Here is a 15,612-nt window from a genome sequence, read left to right on the forward strand (position 1 = left end):
GAGTAAAAACTCCAACTTTTATTCATGTATAGAAGATTTAATATAGTTTTTAAAGAGAGTGTAGATAATAGATGTTAAAGGAATAAATAAGAACATTCCCATGATGCCCATTAAGTTTCCACCAATAATGACAGCTACAAAAACCCAAATAGAAGGAAGACCTACTGAATTACCGACAACATGAGGATAAATGAAGTTTCCTTCAATTTGTTGTAAAATGAGAAATAAAACAAGAAATTCTAAAGCTTGAATAGGGTTAACGATACCAATCATGATAATTCCTACAAAGCAACCTATAAAGGCACCAAAAACAGGGATTAGGGCTGTAATTGCAATGACAATGCCCATTAATAAAGCATAAGGCATTTTTAAAATACTCATAGAAATGATAAACATACTTCCAAGAATACAAGCTTCTAGACATTGACAAGTTATAAAGCTTGTAAATGTGTCATTTGAAAGTTTTATGATTTGACAAAGCTTATCTGTTTTATCTTTTCCAATTAAAACAATAGAGGTTGTTTTAAGTTGTTTAGATAGAGTTTCTTTAGAAAAAAGTAAATAGATTGAAAAAACTAAACCAATAAAGAAAGTATATAAGTTATTGATTGTATTAGATAAAATTGAAAAGCCTGAATGGAAAAGACTTTGCCAATTATTCATAATTGTTTCATAGAGTGCAGATAAATCAATATCTAAAGAAATAATTGAATCAATTATATTTTTAAAGCTACCATTCATGATGTTTCTATTTTCTTTTAAAAAGTTTAGTAATTGTTCATAGGCATGAGGAGCTAGTTTTACAATTTCTTTTATAGAATGAACAAGCTCAGGTCCAACAATAAAACAAATAAGTAATAGAAAAGTAATAAATAAAACAAGAGTTAAAATAAATGAAAGCATTCTTTTGTTTTTAACATTTTTTAAAAGCTTTTGTTCTAATTGTTTAGTGATAATATTTAAAATAAATGCAATACAAAATCCTACTAAAAAAGGAACAATAAGTTGCCAAATTTTCTGAATAAAACTAAAGACAGTAGATAAATTCAAAACAATTGCTAGTGCGATAGCTGCATAACTTATTAAGTACATGTATTTTTTTAATTCTTTATTGTTTAAAAACATAAATTCACCTCTTTTTTATTATATTTTTTTATATGAACAGAAGATGAAAATTTTAAAAGAAAAGGAGAAAATATGGACTCATTAAAAATATTAACGTATATCTATACTTTTATTATTGGAACATGTATTGCAAGTTTTATCAATGTTGTGATAGAACGTCTTCCAAAAAATGAAGATTTTATAAAAGGAAGAAGTCATTGTGATCATTGTCAAAGAATATTAAGATGGTATGATTTGATTCCTATTATAAGTTTTATTGTTTTAAAAGGAAAATGTCGTTATTGTCAAAAGATGATTTCTAAAAGAGGATTCACGATTGAAATTTTTGGTGGTTTGATAGGAATGTTTTGTTTTTATCAATTTGGAGCTTGTTTACAAATGGTATTGGTGTTTATGATGATAATGATTCTACTGGCAATATCAATGATTGATCTTGATACAATGATTATTCCTGATGGGTTGAATGTTTCTTTATTGATTATTTCCCTTGCTTTGATGTGTTTTAATCAACAAGGAATCGTTGAAAGTCTTTTAGGAATGATTTGTGTTTCGATGTGTATGATTGTTTTAAATTTAATGATTACAGATTCATTTGGTGGAGGAGATATTAAGCTAATGGGGGCTGCTGGAATTGGACTGGGATGGAAAAAGAGTTTATTAGCAGCTTTAATAGCGATTATTCTTGCTGGAAGTTATAGTGTTTATTTATTGATTCAAAAAAAGGTAGATAAGAAAAGTTATCTTGCTTTTGGTCCTTATTTATCTATTGGTATTGTGATAGCGTTTATTTATGGACAGGAGATTATTCATTGGTATTTGAGTATAATGATATAAAGGGTAATTTTTAGGATTTAAAAGAAATTATATTATTAATTTGTATAAAGATAAGTGATACAATGGAAATAGGTGATTTTATGGAATTAGAATTGTTATCATATGAAAAAGAAAATTTACTTCCAGGATGGAAACCTTATTATATTTATTTAATTATGGTAGATCATCAAGAAGTTGGAAGAATTGTTTTAAGAGAAGGTAGTAATGAAGAAAGATATTATGATGGTCATATTGGTTATACGATAGAAGAAGCTTATAGGGGACATCATTATAGTAAGGAAGCTTGTTTGTTGTTGTTTGAAATTGCTAGAGAAAAAGGTTTTAAGCAATTAATGATTAGTTGTTCTCCGCATAATATTGCAAGTCGTAAAATTATAGAATCATTACCTTTTAAATATCTTGAAACTAAAGAAGTCCCTGCATCTTTAAAGAAAAATTTTGATCGAGGAGATTATCTTAAAAGGATATATTGTTTAGATTTGGAGGTTTTATGAAATTTATACATTTAGCTGATTTACATTTAGGAAAAATTATTTATCAAAATAATTTATTAGAGATTCAAATAGATTTATTAAATCAAGTGATGGATTATATGGTTCATGAAAATATTGATACTTTAGTTATTGCTGGAGATGTTTATGATCGAGCAATTGCTTCTAAAGAAAGTATTGCAGCATTAAATGATTTTTTAAAGAAAATGATTCTTCATTATCATAAAAAGGTTTTAATGATTTCAGGAAATCATGATAGTAGTGAAAGACTTAATTTTGCTAGTTCCTTGCTTCAAAGTCAAGGTTTGTATATTGTAAGTTATCCTGAAAAAGAAATTGAGCCCATTGAAATAGAGGGGGTTTATTTTTATTTAGTCCCATTTTTTAAACCTTCTTATATACGTTATTTATATGAAAAAGAGGATTTAAAAACGTATCAAGATGCTTTTGCTTATTATTTAAATCAACAAAATTTTGTAGAAGATCATCCTAAAGTCCTTGTCACACATCAATTTATTGCTGGAAATAAAGAAGTTATTAGAAGTGAAAGTGAAGTAATATTATCAGTAGGAGGCAGTGAAATTATTGATGTTGATTTATGTAAAGATTTTGATTATGTGGCTTTAGGGCATATTCATGCAAGTCAAAAAATTAAATATGATTATGTAAGATATGCTGGAAGTTTAATGAAATATTCATTTGATGAAGTTAATCAAAAAAAAGGAATGGTAGAAGTAAGTATTGATAAACAAGGAGTTACAACAAAAATCATTCCTTTAAAGCCACAAAGAGATTTAATAAAATTAACTGGAAAATATGAAGAGGTTTTACATTATCCAAACAATGAAAATGATTTTATAGCTGTTGAATTATTAGATAAGCAAGTCATTGGACATGCTTATGACTTTTTAAAAGAAAAATATCCATACCTTCTACAAATCACATATCGTTCATTAGAAAAGCTTAAAACTCAACAAACAGCATCTTCATTAGATGTTGAAAAACAATCACCATTAGAAATCTTTAAAGAATTTTATGAAAAAATGAAAGGTGAAGCAATCAGTCAAGAAAGCGAAAAAATCATTCAACAATTATTAGAGGAGGTAGAAGAAGATGATGCCCATTAATCTTACATTATCAGCATTTGGACCTTATCCAAAAGTTATTACAATTGATTTTGAATCATTTCAAGAAGATGGATTATTTTTGATTACTGGTCCTACAGGTAGTGGAAAAACTATGATTTTTGATGCGATGATGTTTGCTTTATATGGTAAAACAAGTGGACAAATACGACAAATAGACAGTTTAAGATGTGATCATGCTGAAAATGAACAACCTACATATGTAGAATTTTCATTTTCTTTACATCAACAAAATTATCTAATTAAAAGAAGTCCTAAATATTATTTAGAAGGTAAAAAAACGCCTAAACAACCAACAGCTTTACTTACTTTACCAGATGGAAAAATGGTAGAAGGAGTTAAAGAAGTAAATCAAAAAATGGTTTCTTTATTAGGAGTAGATGATCAACAATTTAAACAAATATGTATGATTGCTCAAGGTGAATTCACTAAACTTATTATGGCTTCTAGTGATGAAAGAGAAAAAGTACTCAGGGAATTATTTCATAGTGAAACATACCAAAAGTTAGAAGAAAAACTGAAAGAACATTTAAAAGTTTATCAAGATCGTTATGATTTGTTATTAAATAAAAGAAAAGATTTAGTACAAGAATTACAAATAGAAGACTATGATCAATATCTAACTCAACAAACACAACAAATTGCAAGTCAACAAAAAGCACTTGATCAACTCAAACAACAAACAGAAAAACAAAAACAACAGCTACAACTTTATCGTCTTCAAAATCAACGTATTATTCAATTAAAAGATTTAAAACAACACTATCAAGATTTAAAACAACAAGATAAAGATTATCAAGAGTTAAACCAAACAATCAAATCATTAAAAAAAGCACAAGAAACATCTTATCTTTATCAAACTTATACAAAACAACAACAAAAATTAAAGACAATAAAACTTAATCAAGAAGATAGTCAAAAAAAATTATTAGCATTAGAAAACGAGTATCAAAAAAATAAACAACAAGCTAAAACACTTACTGATAAACAACAAAGTAAAGAAAAATTACAAACAGATATTCAAAAAACAAAACAATTGATGAATCAAATTTATCAATATCAAGAAGATTATCAAAATTTACAAACCTTAAAACAACATTATCATATGTTAGATGAAGAACATAAACTTTTTTTAAAAAAGAAAGAAAAGTTTGAAAATGGTTTACAAAGAGACCAAGAAAGAATTCAAAGTGAACAACAAATTCAATCAAAATATGAACTTGTTAAACAACAATATACAAGACTTAATGAACAAAAAACAAAAATTCATCAATTATTTGATTACTATGATCAAACATTAAAAATAAATGAAGACAAGAGTGATTTACAAGAAAATTATACACAAGTAGAGAAAAAGGTAGAATTTGAAAAAACACAATACCAACAAATGGAAAAACTCTATTTTAGAAAGCAAGCAGGAATATTTGCGATGCAATTAGAAGATGAAAAACCATGCCCTATTTGTGGCTCTTTACATCATCCTCATCCAGCACAAATAGAAAAAGAAGATATTACAAAAGAAAAATTAGATCAACAAGTTAAGAAATCAAAACAACAAGAAAATCATTTGCAAGAAATCTTACAAAGTATTTTATTGTTAGATCAAAAAAAAGAATTACTTTTTAAACAAATACAACAGCTTTCAAGTGAATTAAATATTCAAGAAGAAATTTCTAAAGAAATCTTTATTAAAGAATTAGATAGTTTATCTAAAAATGAAGAAAGATTAAAAAAAGAGTATTTAAATTTGCAAGATGAAATGAAATATATTCAAAAACTAAAGAAAAGTGTAGCTCTTTCATTAAAGGATAAAGATGATTATGAAAATAAAAATCATAAACAAGAAAAGCAGTTAGAAGATATTCAAATCCAAATACATCAATTATCTGGTAAAGTTGATCAAACAATGAAAGATTATGAAATAGGTGAAGTATCAAAGAATTATCAATTATTACAACAACAATATCAACAACTTTCTAAAGAAATTGAAAGTATTCAACAAAGTTATGAATATATCAAAAATCAATACCTTGAATTAAAAACTAAGGTTACAACATTCAATCAACAACTTATTCAAGAACAAGAAGCTTATGAAGTCATTAAAAATAACTATCAAGATGCTCTAAAAGCTTTTGCAAGTGAAGATGAATTTTTATCTTTTATTTCTAAAATCAAGCAATTAAATACATTAGAAAAGAAATATCAAGAGTATTTAGTTTCTTTAAAAAGTTTAAATGAACAAATTCTTTCATTAGAAAATGAAGTTAAAGATACAACTTATATGGATCTTACTTCCTTAAATGAAAGTATTTCTTTAAATACACAACAAATAAAAGAAAAAGATGAAGCTTTAGAAAAAATAAAAATCAATTATTCTTTAAAAGAAAAAATGATAAAAGACGTTCAAAAAATCAATCAACAATTAGAAAAAGATGAAGATCAATATCAACGTTATTTAGATTTATACAATTTAGCAAGTGGTAAAAACAATGCGCGTGTTTCTATTGAAAGATATGTTCTAGCAACTTATTTTGAAAATATGTTGATTTATGCCAATGTGATTATGAAACAATTGACACAGGGAAGATATCAATTGTTGAGAAAAGATGAAGCGGGTAAAGGAAGAAGTCAACAAGGGTTGGAGTTAGATGTTTTTGATCAAGAAAGTGGACAAATGAGAAGCATTAAAACACTTTCTGGTGGAGAATCATTTAAAGCTGCTTTATCACTTGCATTAGGACTTTCTAGAATGGTTCAAGATTATGCAGGGGGTATTGAATTAAATACGCTTTTTATAGATGAAGGTTTTGGTTCATTAGATAGTCAATCTTTAGATCAAGCAATGAATTGTTTGATGGAATTACATCAAGAAAATAAGTTGATAGGGATTATTTCTCATGTGAGTGATTTAAAGGATCGAATTGAAAGACAAATTATTGTTGAACGTCAACAAAAACAAAGTGTAATTCAAATGATCTAAACTTGCTTGTTTATCATTTCTATAGTAAAATAGAGGAGCATTTTAGAGGAGGAAAAAATATGGCAAATAATAAGAAAAATGAAGCTATTACTGCTAGAGATGTTGATTTTGCTAAATGGTATACAGATGTATGTCGTAAAGCTGAATTAATGGATTATAGCAATGTGAAAGGGTTTATTATTTATCGTCCGTATGGTTATGCAATGTGGGAACAAATTCAAAAACATATGGATCAAAAATTTAAAGAATTAGGACATGAAAATGTTTATATGCCGATGTTGATCCCTCAATCTTTATTACAAAAAGAAACTGATCACGTAGAAGGATTTGCACCAGAATGTGCAGTTGTTACAAAAGGTGGATTAGATGATTTAGATGAAAACTTAATTATTCGTCCAACATCTGAAACATTATTCTGTGAACACTATGCAAAAATTGTAAATTCTTATCGTGATTTACCAAAATTATATAATCAATGGTGTTCAGTTGTACGTTGGGAAAAAACAACAAGACCATTTTTACGTGGTTCTGAATTCTTATGGCAAGAAGGTCATACAATTCATGCAACTGAAGAAGAAGCAAGAAAAGAAACTTTACAAATGTTAGAAGTTTATCGTAGTACAGCTCAAGATTTACTTGCTATTCCAATGGTTACTGGTCGTAAAACTGAAAGTGAAAAATTTGCAGGAGCTGAAGAAACTTATACAATGGAAGCTTTAATGCATGATGGAAAAGCTTTACAATCAGGAACTTCACATTACTTTGGTCAAGGTTTTGCGAAAGCTTTTGATGTTAAATTCTTAAATAAAGATAATAAACAAGAATATGTTTATCAAACTTCTTGGGGAGCATCAACACGTTTACTTGGAGCTATTATCATGGTTCATGGAGATGATAATGGACTTGTTTTACCACCAAGAGTAGCACCAATCCAAGTAATGATCGTTCCAGTTATGCAACATAAAGAAGGCGTTTTAGATAAAGCTTATGAAATTGAAAAACAATTAAAAGCAGCAGGTTTACGTGTAAAAGTAGATGCAAGCGATAAAACACCAGGATATAAATTTGCAGATGCTGAAATGAGAGGAATTCCATTAAGACTTGAAATTGGACCAAAAGATATTGAAAAAGGACAATGTGTTCTTGCTAAAAGATTAGATGGTACAAAAGAAGTTTATGCTTTATCTGAAGAATTACCAAATACAATCCATCAATTATTAGATCAAATTCATGACGAAATGTATGCAAAAGCTTTAAAATTCAGAGATGAAAATATTAGAACAGCTCATACATATGATGAATTTAAAGAAATCTTAAATACAAAAGCTGGATATATTCGTATGATGTGGTGTGAAGATGATGCTTGTGAAGCTAAAATCAAAGAAGAAACAGGAGCTACATCAAGATGTATTAAAGAAGATGAAGAACTATTTGATGATGTTTGTCCAATTTGTGGTAAACCAGCTAAAAAGGTTGTTTATTTTGCTAAAGCATACTAGAATATTTGATGAAAGCTTTATGAAATAACATGATATTTTTGAAATAGAGTTAATTAGATTACATGAGGTTTTTCCTATAAAGGATGCCTCATGTTTTTGTATACTCTATTATGATGTCTTGCTATGTATTAAATATTGATAACACAATAAATGGTAAACCTACTTAAATGATAATGGTTTAAGAGAATAGTTGACAACTAATAATGATGTTTTTAATTAATATTCAAATAATTAAGTAATTAATTTAAAAATATATTTAATAATCTTAAGAATAGAGAAATGATTATGACAAAGATGAATAAGAAAAAATTATTTGAAAGAGATAATTTAGGAATAACGATATCTAACTTTTTAATATCGTATAACTTATAAATTGCAAATAGCTAATCCATTGGCATTGGTTACTATTACGGAAAGGTTTGTTTTAATTCTAGACCATTAAACCACAAGATTTTGAAAAGCAGTTTCAAATATCATAGCTTAAAATAAAACATTGATGAAATAATAATGGAGTTATTTTTTATCTATTAAAAATTTGTATGTATTGGTAAAGATAATATATAAAAAATCATACTAAAGCACTATACATTTGCGTAATTTATAAATTTTCTATTTTCTTCTGTATTCATGTAATAACTATAATGGGTATATTTATCAAGTTTTTGTATTTATTTATAGTCGTCTGCAATCATTTGTGTATTTTCCTTTTAGAGTTCGTCAGTAGGGAGCACTTTCTTCAAAAGAGTTATGTATATATTCATATTTCATGATGGTTGTATTATCATCTCTTGGCTTTTTATCAATAATATGATTAGGTCTTGAAATATATCTAGTAATGTAATTGGTACAATTGTCAATGTTATTATCCTCATTTTCTTTTAATAGAAATACAACCAAAGTCAAGTTTTATGAATTTCTAAAATAAAAAAGTAGTGTCATAATATATCAAAAGTAGTGTAATATGAAATATCAATGAGAGTATATAATGAATCAAATACAAGAGGATAGAATGTCTAAACTAATGTGAATGGAATTTGATAATTTTTTTATGGGAGATTAGCGACAGTAAGCAAACATCACAGAATAACAGAGGTCTAGGGGAAAGCAATGACAATGAAAGTAAAACTATCAGTTTCTGGTGGATTTTTTTGATTGATATTCAGTTAAATTTTATCGTTTTAGGATTTAATTTTATTAAGTAAAGAAAAATTCAATTATTTTAATTAACTTGATAAAATAATTGAATTTTTGATTATTGTTAAGATAAAAAGAGTTATAGAAAGCTATTATAAGTTATTATATTTTATTTACAGCAAACATAACATTTATGTTGAATAGCTGTTAGTTCAAATTGAAATTTACTACGAAATTTTTACTAGTTTTTCCTACATAAGTAACTATGTTACCTTTTGCAGTTACAGAGTATGTTTTATTTGAATTTTTAAAATTTCCTGTATAACTTGACATTTCAAAATAGTTTATTGTAGCAACTTTAGTTACAGTTATTGTAGGTTTATAGGATGTATCAAAGTATTTGACAGAGTTTTTTGTTGTGTATTTATATTTTAAAGCCATTCGATTTCTACCACTATTAAAAGATAAAGTTTTACTAGCAGATGTCGAATGTGTCGATACTTCATTGTTGATAGTTATTTCTATTTGAGGATCCATTGTTATTATTTCAATACAGTTTTCATAAAGTTCAGTTTGGTTAATAGTTGATATTGATGAAATATAAGTTTGATAATCCATTTCAAAATATTTATTTAGTTGATTTTCGTAATATTCATTTTTTCATAGATATGAAATTGTGTATGATATGTCTTATTTATGTTTTGTAACATTAAATTTATATTAGAAATATGGTAATTGTCAGTTTCTATTGCATTGATAGGTATTATACTAAACATAAATGTGATAGTTGATATAAATATAGTAATAATTTTTTTCATAAATTTATTTATTTCTTTCTATTGCTTCATTTAAAAGTTGTACAAATTCCAAAAATGATTTTTTTCCAAAATCTGTAATTGAATAGGTTGTTTGAGGTCTTTTATTAACAAATTCTTTTTTTACATCAATAAATCCTGCTTCATAAAGCTTATTTGTATGATTGGTCATTGCTCCATCAGCACATTGACATACTTTTTTTAATTGATTATATGTTAAAGGTGAAGTATATAAACTAGCCAAAATTTGAATTCTTATCGTAGAATCAAAAATTTTTGATTGATTAGATATAGATTTCTTCATTTTTAATTATTTTTTTCATATAAATCAATATAAAAATAAAATGTGCTAATACAAAGAAGCCAAAATCTTGTAGAAAATTAATAAAATTATATGCTGTAATTAAAAATATTGAACTGTTATTTATAGATGAAAATGAAAAAACAACTACAATATTTATAAAATATATAAATATATTATATAAAATAAAGATATTTAAACGATTATCTTTAAAATAAAATTTAAATAGCAATGAACTTAAAATTAAAGTAATTAAGTCTAAAGAAATTGTATTGATCAATCCAATTAAAATATCAGTATTTAAATAATAAGATAATGGAAAGATGACTTTTGTAAAAATTAATAATCCAGGAATAATAATATATAATTTTAAAAAATCATTTTCTTTAATTGACATTTTAGATTTATTGATAAAATAGATAAAAGATATCAAAGCTAAAATAAACAAGGAAATATACAAAATACGTACTAAAGGATAAAACCAAGACATTTGATTAAAATTAAATACTGTTCCTGTTTTTTGAACAAGATAAATAATTAAATTAGAAAAAGTATAAATTATTATCCAATTTTTTAAAACGTTTTTTAAACTATAACATGTTATTTTATCATCTCTTATATAGTTTGTATCAACTACTGATCGATTAATGACATGAATTATTTTTTCTTCTTTTTTCAAATAAAAACATCTCCTTTCTATAATGTTAGTAACTATTTTAATGTTAGTAACTATTTTAAAACTATTCACTCTAATTATAAGAGTAATCTTAAAAAAGTAAACAATTTTATTTACAAAAAACAACCATTTTGTTATATTAATATTAAAGAAGTATTCTAAAAATATAAAAGATATATGGAATAAATAGGGAGTGAATATTATGCTATTTTGTTTTTTGATAGAGGTAATTACTTTATTATTTATTGGTATCGATTTAGTTAAAATGATAACAAAAAAAGTAATAAGTATTTTAAATATTTTGAGATAATATTAATGGGTATGTTTATAATATTGTTTATAGGCATTTTTCTAAGTAGCAAAGAAACTGAAGTCTTAGTTTGGATAAATCACAATAGTACATTTTATTTAGTATATCTTTTATCAACATTAATTTGGGTAGTATTAAATTTTATTTTGTATCAAAAAAAATAATTATAAAAAGCCTATTATACTAGAAAAGCTAGTAATTATGGGCTTTTTTTGAAATTTAAAAGAAGAATGAACTTTTCATGTTTTAATGATTACTACAGCATGAGAAAATTCTATTATTTTATAACTATAGTTGACATATCAATTAAGATGAGATAAAGTTGATGTGTCAACTATAGGAGGAAGCTATGAATTTATCACGTTTAATTTCCATTCTTCATAATCAAAAAAATAGTTACATGAATGTTCAACTTAAAGAGATAGGTCTATCTCATGGACAGGCAATAGCCTTAAAAATTATTTATGAAGAAAATAATATCAAACAAGAAGATTTAAATAAAAGATTACAAATTGATAAAAGTGCAGTTACAAGAATATTAAAAACTTTAGAGGATAAGCAATTGATTATCAAAGAAACTTCTCAAGAAGATAAAAGAAATCATATTCTTTCATTAACTTCTAATGGAAAAATGCTTTATCCTCAAATTAAAAATGTTATTAAAGAAACAACCGAAGTTATGTTAAAAGATATTGATCAAAATCAACAACTTCTTTTAGAAGAATTGTTATTAAAGATGAAAATGAATTTGGAGGATACCTATGAAAAATGATGATAAAATGGGAACTAAAAAAATATTACCTTTATTAGTAGAATTTTCAATTCCTGCAATTATAGGGATGCTTGTTAATGCAATTTATAATATTGTCGATCGTATGTTTATTGGAAATGCTCCAGAATTAGGATCGATTGGTTTAGCTGGTATTAGTATTTGTTATCCAGTAACCCTTGTTTTAATGGCTATTTCTTTAATGATTGGAATGGGTGGAGCAACACGTTTTTCTATTGCTTTAGGACAAGGTAAAAAAGAAGAAGCTGGAAAGTATATGGGAAATGGTTTAACTTTAACAATTATACTAGGGCTTATTTTTATGATTTTAGGAAATCTCTTTTTAGCACCAATGTTACGTTTGTTGGGTGCTTCTAAAACGGTTTTACCTTATGCTGAAAGTTATTTAAGTATTATTTTGTATGGAGCTGTTTTTCAATGTATTGCAATGGCAGGAAATAATTTTTCTAGAGCTCAAGGTAATCCTAAGAATGCAATGATTTCTCAATTGATAGGAGCAGGTTTTAATATTTTATTTGATTATATTTTAATTTGTCTTTTTCATATGGGAATGCAAGGAGCAGCACTTGCAACTATTGGAGGACAACTTTTAAGTGCTTTATGGCAATTGGCATTTTTATTTGGAAAGAGAACTTTAATACCTTTAAATATTTCTTTGTTGAAATTAAAATTGAATATTTCAAAACAAATTATTCAAACAGGAATACCAGCATTTTTAATGCAAATATCTAATAGTGTTTTAAATATTATTTTAAATGCTTCACTTGTTAAATATGGTGGTGATTTAGCGTTAAGTGCAATTGGGATTGTTACAAGTATTCAAACACTTATTTTGATGCCGATTACTGGTTTAATGCAAGGTCAACAACCTTTGATTTCATATAATTATGGTGCTTTAAAAATGGATCGTGTTAAAGAAACCTTAAAATATGCAATTATAGGTGCGACAGTAATTGCTATGATTGGTTTTATTGCAGTACAGTTTTTTACGAAAAGTATTGTTTATATGTTTAATAATGAAGCAGATGTTGTAAAATTATGTAGCCATGCTTTACATATTTGGTTTATGTGTTTACCTGTTATTGGGGCACAAGTAATGTGTGCAAACTATTTTCAGGCAGTTGGTAAAATAAAGATTTCAAGTGTTTTAAATTTATTAAGACAAATTATTATTTTAATTCCTTGTATTATAATTTTTTCATCAATTATAGGTTTAGATGGTATTTTTATGGCTGTTCCTGTTGCGGATTTATCGGCATTTATTATTACTGTTCTATTATTAAAAAAGATATTAAAAAAAGAAGCCTGAGCTTCTTTTTAATTATATTTTTTGATTAGCCATTTTTTTACAACGAATAGATTCAATAACAGGTTGGTTTTCCTTTTTAACAGTTCCATTATTATCTTCTACTTTTACATCTTTACAAATTTGATCAACAATATCCATTCCTTCATAAACGTAGCCAAAGACAGCATATTGACCATCTAAATAAGTAGAGTCACTTTGAACAATAAAGAATTGTGAAGAAGCACTATCGTTATCTTGACTTCTTGCCATAGAAAGAGCTCCACGTGTATGACTTAAAGGATTCTTTACTCCATTATCTGAAAATTCTCCCTTAATTGTTTCTTTACTTCCACCAGTTCCATCTCCTTTAGGATCACCACCTTGAATCATGAAACCATCAATAATACGATGGAAAGTTAAACCATCATAAAACTTTTCTTTACTTAATTTAACAAAGTTTGTTACAGTAATAGGAGCAGTATCAGCATCAATTTCAGCATAAATTGTTCCATAATCTTTAACTTTAATTTCAACTTGATAGTTTCCAGATAATGTCTTTGTTTTTTTAGTTGTTTTTTCTGTTGTTTTAGAAGAACATCCAGCAATAGAAACAACAGTCATTAAAACTAAAAGAACTTTTAGTATTTTTTTCATTTATTTTCACCTCAATCATCATTATAACAAATATGAATTATGAAAAAAAGATACTCAATAAGACATGATTGTGCTAAAATACATGAAAGAGGTTTTAAAGATGAGAGAAAAGAGAATTGTATTAGTAAATGATGTAACAGGATTATCAAGATGTTCAGTAGCTTGTCAATTACCAATTATATCTGCAATGGGAATTGAAACAGCGTTTGTACCAACTGCTATTTTATCCATTAATACGTATCATAAAGATTTCTTTTTTGATGACTATACATCAAAGATGAATGATTATATTGAAACATATAAGAAAATGCATATTGATTTTGATGGTATTTGTAGTGGTTTTTTAGGATCAGCTAAACAAATAGAAATTGTTAAAGAATTTTTTAAAGATTTTAAAACATCACAAAACTTTATTTTAGTAGATCCTGTCATGGGTGATCATGGAAAGTTATATCCAACATATACACCAGAAATGCAAGAAAAAATGAGAGATTTAATGCCTTATGCTACAATTGTAACACCTAATTTAACAGAGCTATGTGCATTAATAGATGAAGAATATCATGAAACAGACAATGAACAAGAACTTACGCGCATGTGTGAAAAATTAAGCAAGATGGGTCCACAAAGTATTGTTGTAACAGGAATTTCTATTGGTCAGCAAATCTTGAACTTTGTTTATGATCATGGTCAAATTGAAAAAATATATGTTAAACGTATTGGTGAAGATCGTAGTGGTACAGGAGATGTTATTTCTGCGGTAATTGCTGGAAGTTATTTAAAAGGAAAGAGTTTTTTAGAAGCTGTAAAAAAATCAACAGATTTTGCTTCTAAATGTATTCAACATTCAGTAGATATTGATGCTCATCCTCATATGGGATTATGTTTTGAGCCATTATTAAAAGAATTGGAGGATTAATAAAATGATTTTATATACATTATATAAAAATAGTTATATTGATATTGCTCATTTAGAAAGTACTAAAGGAATTACATGTTATGTAAATTCAACAAATCGTTGTACATGTTCATGTACATTTTGTTTAAGACAAACTAAAGAAATGATTGAAAATAATTCTTTATGGTTAAAAAAAGAACCAACTGTTGAAGAAATTATTCAAGAATTTGAAAAATATGATTTAAATGATTTTAAAGAAGTTGTTTTTTGTGGTTTTGGAGAACCACTTATTAGACATGATGATTTAATGAAAGTTGCTAAATATTTAAAAGAAAGAAGACCTGATTTACCTACAAGAGTAAATACAAATGGTTTATCTTCTTTATATAATAAAAGAGATATTACACCAGAATTTAAGGGGTTATTAGATACTGTTTCAATTAGTTTAAATACAAGTAATAAAGAAGATTATTTAAAACTTACAAGAAGCCAATATGGTATTGAGTCTTTTGATGAATTATTAGATTTTGCTAAAAAATGTAAATCTTATGTACCTCATGTTGTTTTAACAATTGTTGATACAACAATTCCTGAAAAAGATGTAGAAATTTGTAAACAAATTGCTCAAAATATTGGAGTAACACTTAGAATAAGACCATTTGAAGATTAGTG

At 26.1% G+C, this 15,612-nt stretch carries 13 protein-coding genes; 9 read left to right on the forward strand and 4 right to left on the reverse strand.

Annotated features, from left to right (window positions below; genetic code table 11):
* Positions 1-18 precede the first annotated feature (18 nt).
* Positions 19-1,125, reverse strand: coding sequence for an AI-2E family transporter (locus ACLVEP_RS01330; RefSeq protein WP_412582304.1), 1,107 nt, complete (start codon positions 1,123-1,125; stop codon positions 19-21).
* A gap of 72 nt (positions 1,126-1,197) precedes the next feature.
* Between ACLVEP_RS01330 and ACLVEP_RS01335 the strand changes: the two genes are divergently transcribed.
* The 5 genes from ACLVEP_RS01335 (at position 1,198) to proS (ending at position 8,074) form a co-directional block, all read left to right on the forward strand.
* Positions 1,198-1,959 (forward strand): prepilin peptidase, encoded by a 762-nt coding sequence (locus ACLVEP_RS01335; protein WP_412582306.1) that lies wholly within the window; start codon positions 1,198-1,200, stop codon positions 1,957-1,959.
* Between the two features lie 80 nt (positions 1,960-2,039).
* Complete coding sequence (locus ACLVEP_RS01340) at positions 2,040-2,453, forward strand: GNAT family N-acetyltransferase (RefSeq protein ID WP_318000632.1); 414 nt, start codon at positions 2,040-2,042, stop codon at positions 2,451-2,453.
* Positions 2,450-3,577, forward strand: coding sequence for an exonuclease SbcCD subunit D (locus tag ACLVEP_RS01345; RefSeq protein ID WP_412582309.1), 1,128 nt, complete (start codon positions 2,450-2,452; stop codon positions 3,575-3,577). The genes ACLVEP_RS01340 and ACLVEP_RS01345 overlap by 4 nt, the downstream gene beginning before the upstream one ends.
* Positions 3,564-6,575 carry an AAA family ATPase gene (locus ACLVEP_RS01350; protein ID WP_412582311.1) on the forward strand — a complete coding sequence of 1,004 codons (3,012 nt, stop codon included), beginning with the start codon at positions 3,564-3,566 and terminating at the stop codon, positions 6,573-6,575. Before ACLVEP_RS01345 ends, ACLVEP_RS01350 begins: the two co-directional genes overlap by 14 nt.
* A 59-nt stretch (positions 6,576-6,634) precedes the next feature.
* Entirely contained in the window at positions 6,635-8,074 is a 1,440-nt protein-coding gene (gene proS / locus ACLVEP_RS01355) for a proline--tRNA ligase (RefSeq protein WP_412582312.1), read from the forward strand.
* 1,956 nt (positions 8,075-10,030) lie between these two features.
* On the opposite strand, the gene ACLVEP_RS01360 is transcribed toward proS, so the two are convergent.
* Both ACLVEP_RS01360 and ACLVEP_RS01365 read right to left on the reverse strand, forming a co-directional pair.
* Positions 10,031-10,327, reverse strand: a complete 297-nt coding sequence (locus ACLVEP_RS01360; protein WP_412582313.1) for a transcriptional regulator — start codon at positions 10,325-10,327, stop codon at positions 10,031-10,033.
* Positions 10,308-11,003, reverse strand: coding sequence for a hypothetical protein (locus ACLVEP_RS01365; RefSeq protein WP_412582315.1), 696 nt, complete (start codon positions 11,001-11,003; stop codon positions 10,308-10,310). The genes ACLVEP_RS01360 and ACLVEP_RS01365 overlap by 20 nt, the downstream gene beginning before the upstream one ends.
* Before the next feature lie 656 nt (positions 11,004-11,659).
* Between ACLVEP_RS01365 and ACLVEP_RS01370 the strand changes: the two genes are divergently transcribed.
* Both ACLVEP_RS01370 and ACLVEP_RS01375 read left to right on the forward strand, forming a co-directional pair.
* Entirely contained in the window at positions 11,660-12,082 is a 423-nt protein-coding gene (locus ACLVEP_RS01370; RefSeq protein WP_412582316.1) for a MarR family winged helix-turn-helix transcriptional regulator, read from the forward strand.
* Positions 12,072-13,409, forward strand: a complete 1,338-nt coding sequence (locus ACLVEP_RS01375) for an MATE family efflux transporter (protein WP_412582318.1) — start codon at positions 12,072-12,074, stop codon at positions 13,407-13,409. The genes ACLVEP_RS01370 and ACLVEP_RS01375 overlap by 11 nt, the downstream gene beginning before the upstream one ends.
* 12 nt (positions 13,410-13,421) lie before the next feature.
* Here ACLVEP_RS01375 and ACLVEP_RS01380 read toward each other — a convergent pair whose 3' ends face one another.
* Entirely contained in the window at positions 13,422-14,042 is a 621-nt protein-coding gene (locus tag ACLVEP_RS01380) for a peptidylprolyl isomerase (protein WP_412582320.1), read from the reverse strand.
* Between the two features lie 100 nt (positions 14,043-14,142).
* Between ACLVEP_RS01380 and ACLVEP_RS01385 the strand changes: the two genes are divergently transcribed.
* Both ACLVEP_RS01385 and ACLVEP_RS01390 read left to right on the forward strand, forming a co-directional pair.
* Positions 14,143-14,961, forward strand: coding sequence for a pyridoxamine kinase (locus tag ACLVEP_RS01385; protein ID WP_318000534.1), 819 nt, complete (start codon positions 14,143-14,145; stop codon positions 14,959-14,961).
* A gap of 4 nt (positions 14,962-14,965) precedes the next feature.
* A complete protein-coding gene (locus tag ACLVEP_RS01390) occupies positions 14,966-15,610 on the forward strand; it encodes a TatD family nuclease-associated radical SAM protein (RefSeq protein ID WP_318000533.1) in 645 nt (214 codons plus the stop codon).
* The last annotated feature ends 2 nt before the right edge of the window (positions 15,611-15,612 follow it).

This window comes from Faecalibacillus sp. (assembly GCF_047023275.1).
Taxonomy (GTDB): domain Bacteria; phylum Bacillota_I; class Bacilli_A; order Erysipelotrichales; family Coprobacillaceae; genus Faecalibacillus.

Excerpts from the sequence above, each read along its gene's own strand:
- proS (WP_412582312.1), top strand. The coding sequence starts at position 6,635 with ATGGCAAATAATAAGAAAAATGAAGCTATTACTGCTAGAGATGTTGAT.
- ACLVEP_RS01345 (WP_412582309.1), top strand. The coding sequence starts at position 2,450 with ATGAAATTTATACATTTAGCTGATTTACATTTAGGAAAAATTATTTAT.
- ACLVEP_RS01390 (WP_318000533.1), top strand. The coding sequence starts at position 14,966 with ATGATTTTATATACATTATATAAAAATAGTTATATTGATATTGCTCAT.
- ACLVEP_RS01350 (WP_412582311.1), top strand. The coding sequence starts at position 3,564 with ATGATGCCCATTAATCTTACATTATCAGCATTTGGACCTTATCCAAAA.
- ACLVEP_RS01380 (WP_412582320.1), bottom strand. The coding sequence starts at position 14,042 with ATGAAAAAAATACTAAAAGTTCTTTTAGTTTTAATGACTGTTGTTTCT.
- ACLVEP_RS01340 (WP_318000632.1), top strand. The coding sequence starts at position 2,040 with ATGGAATTAGAATTGTTATCATATGAAAAAGAAAATTTACTTCCAGGA.
- ACLVEP_RS01360 (WP_412582313.1), bottom strand. The coding sequence starts at position 10,327 with ATGAAGAAATCTATATCTAATCAATCAAAAATTTTTGATTCTACGATA.
- ACLVEP_RS01335 (WP_412582306.1), top strand. The coding sequence starts at position 1,198 with ATGGACTCATTAAAAATATTAACGTATATCTATACTTTTATTATTGGA.
- ACLVEP_RS01375 (WP_412582318.1), top strand. The coding sequence starts at position 12,072 with ATGAAAAATGATGATAAAATGGGAACTAAAAAAATATTACCTTTATTA.
- ACLVEP_RS01385 (WP_318000534.1), top strand. The coding sequence starts at position 14,143 with ATGAGAGAAAAGAGAATTGTATTAGTAAATGATGTAACAGGATTATCA.
- ACLVEP_RS01330 (WP_412582304.1), bottom strand. The coding sequence starts at position 1,125 with ATGTTTTTAAACAATAAAGAATTAAAAAAATACATGTACTTAATAAGT.
- ACLVEP_RS01370 (WP_412582316.1), top strand. The coding sequence starts at position 11,660 with ATGAATTTATCACGTTTAATTTCCATTCTTCATAATCAAAAAAATAGT.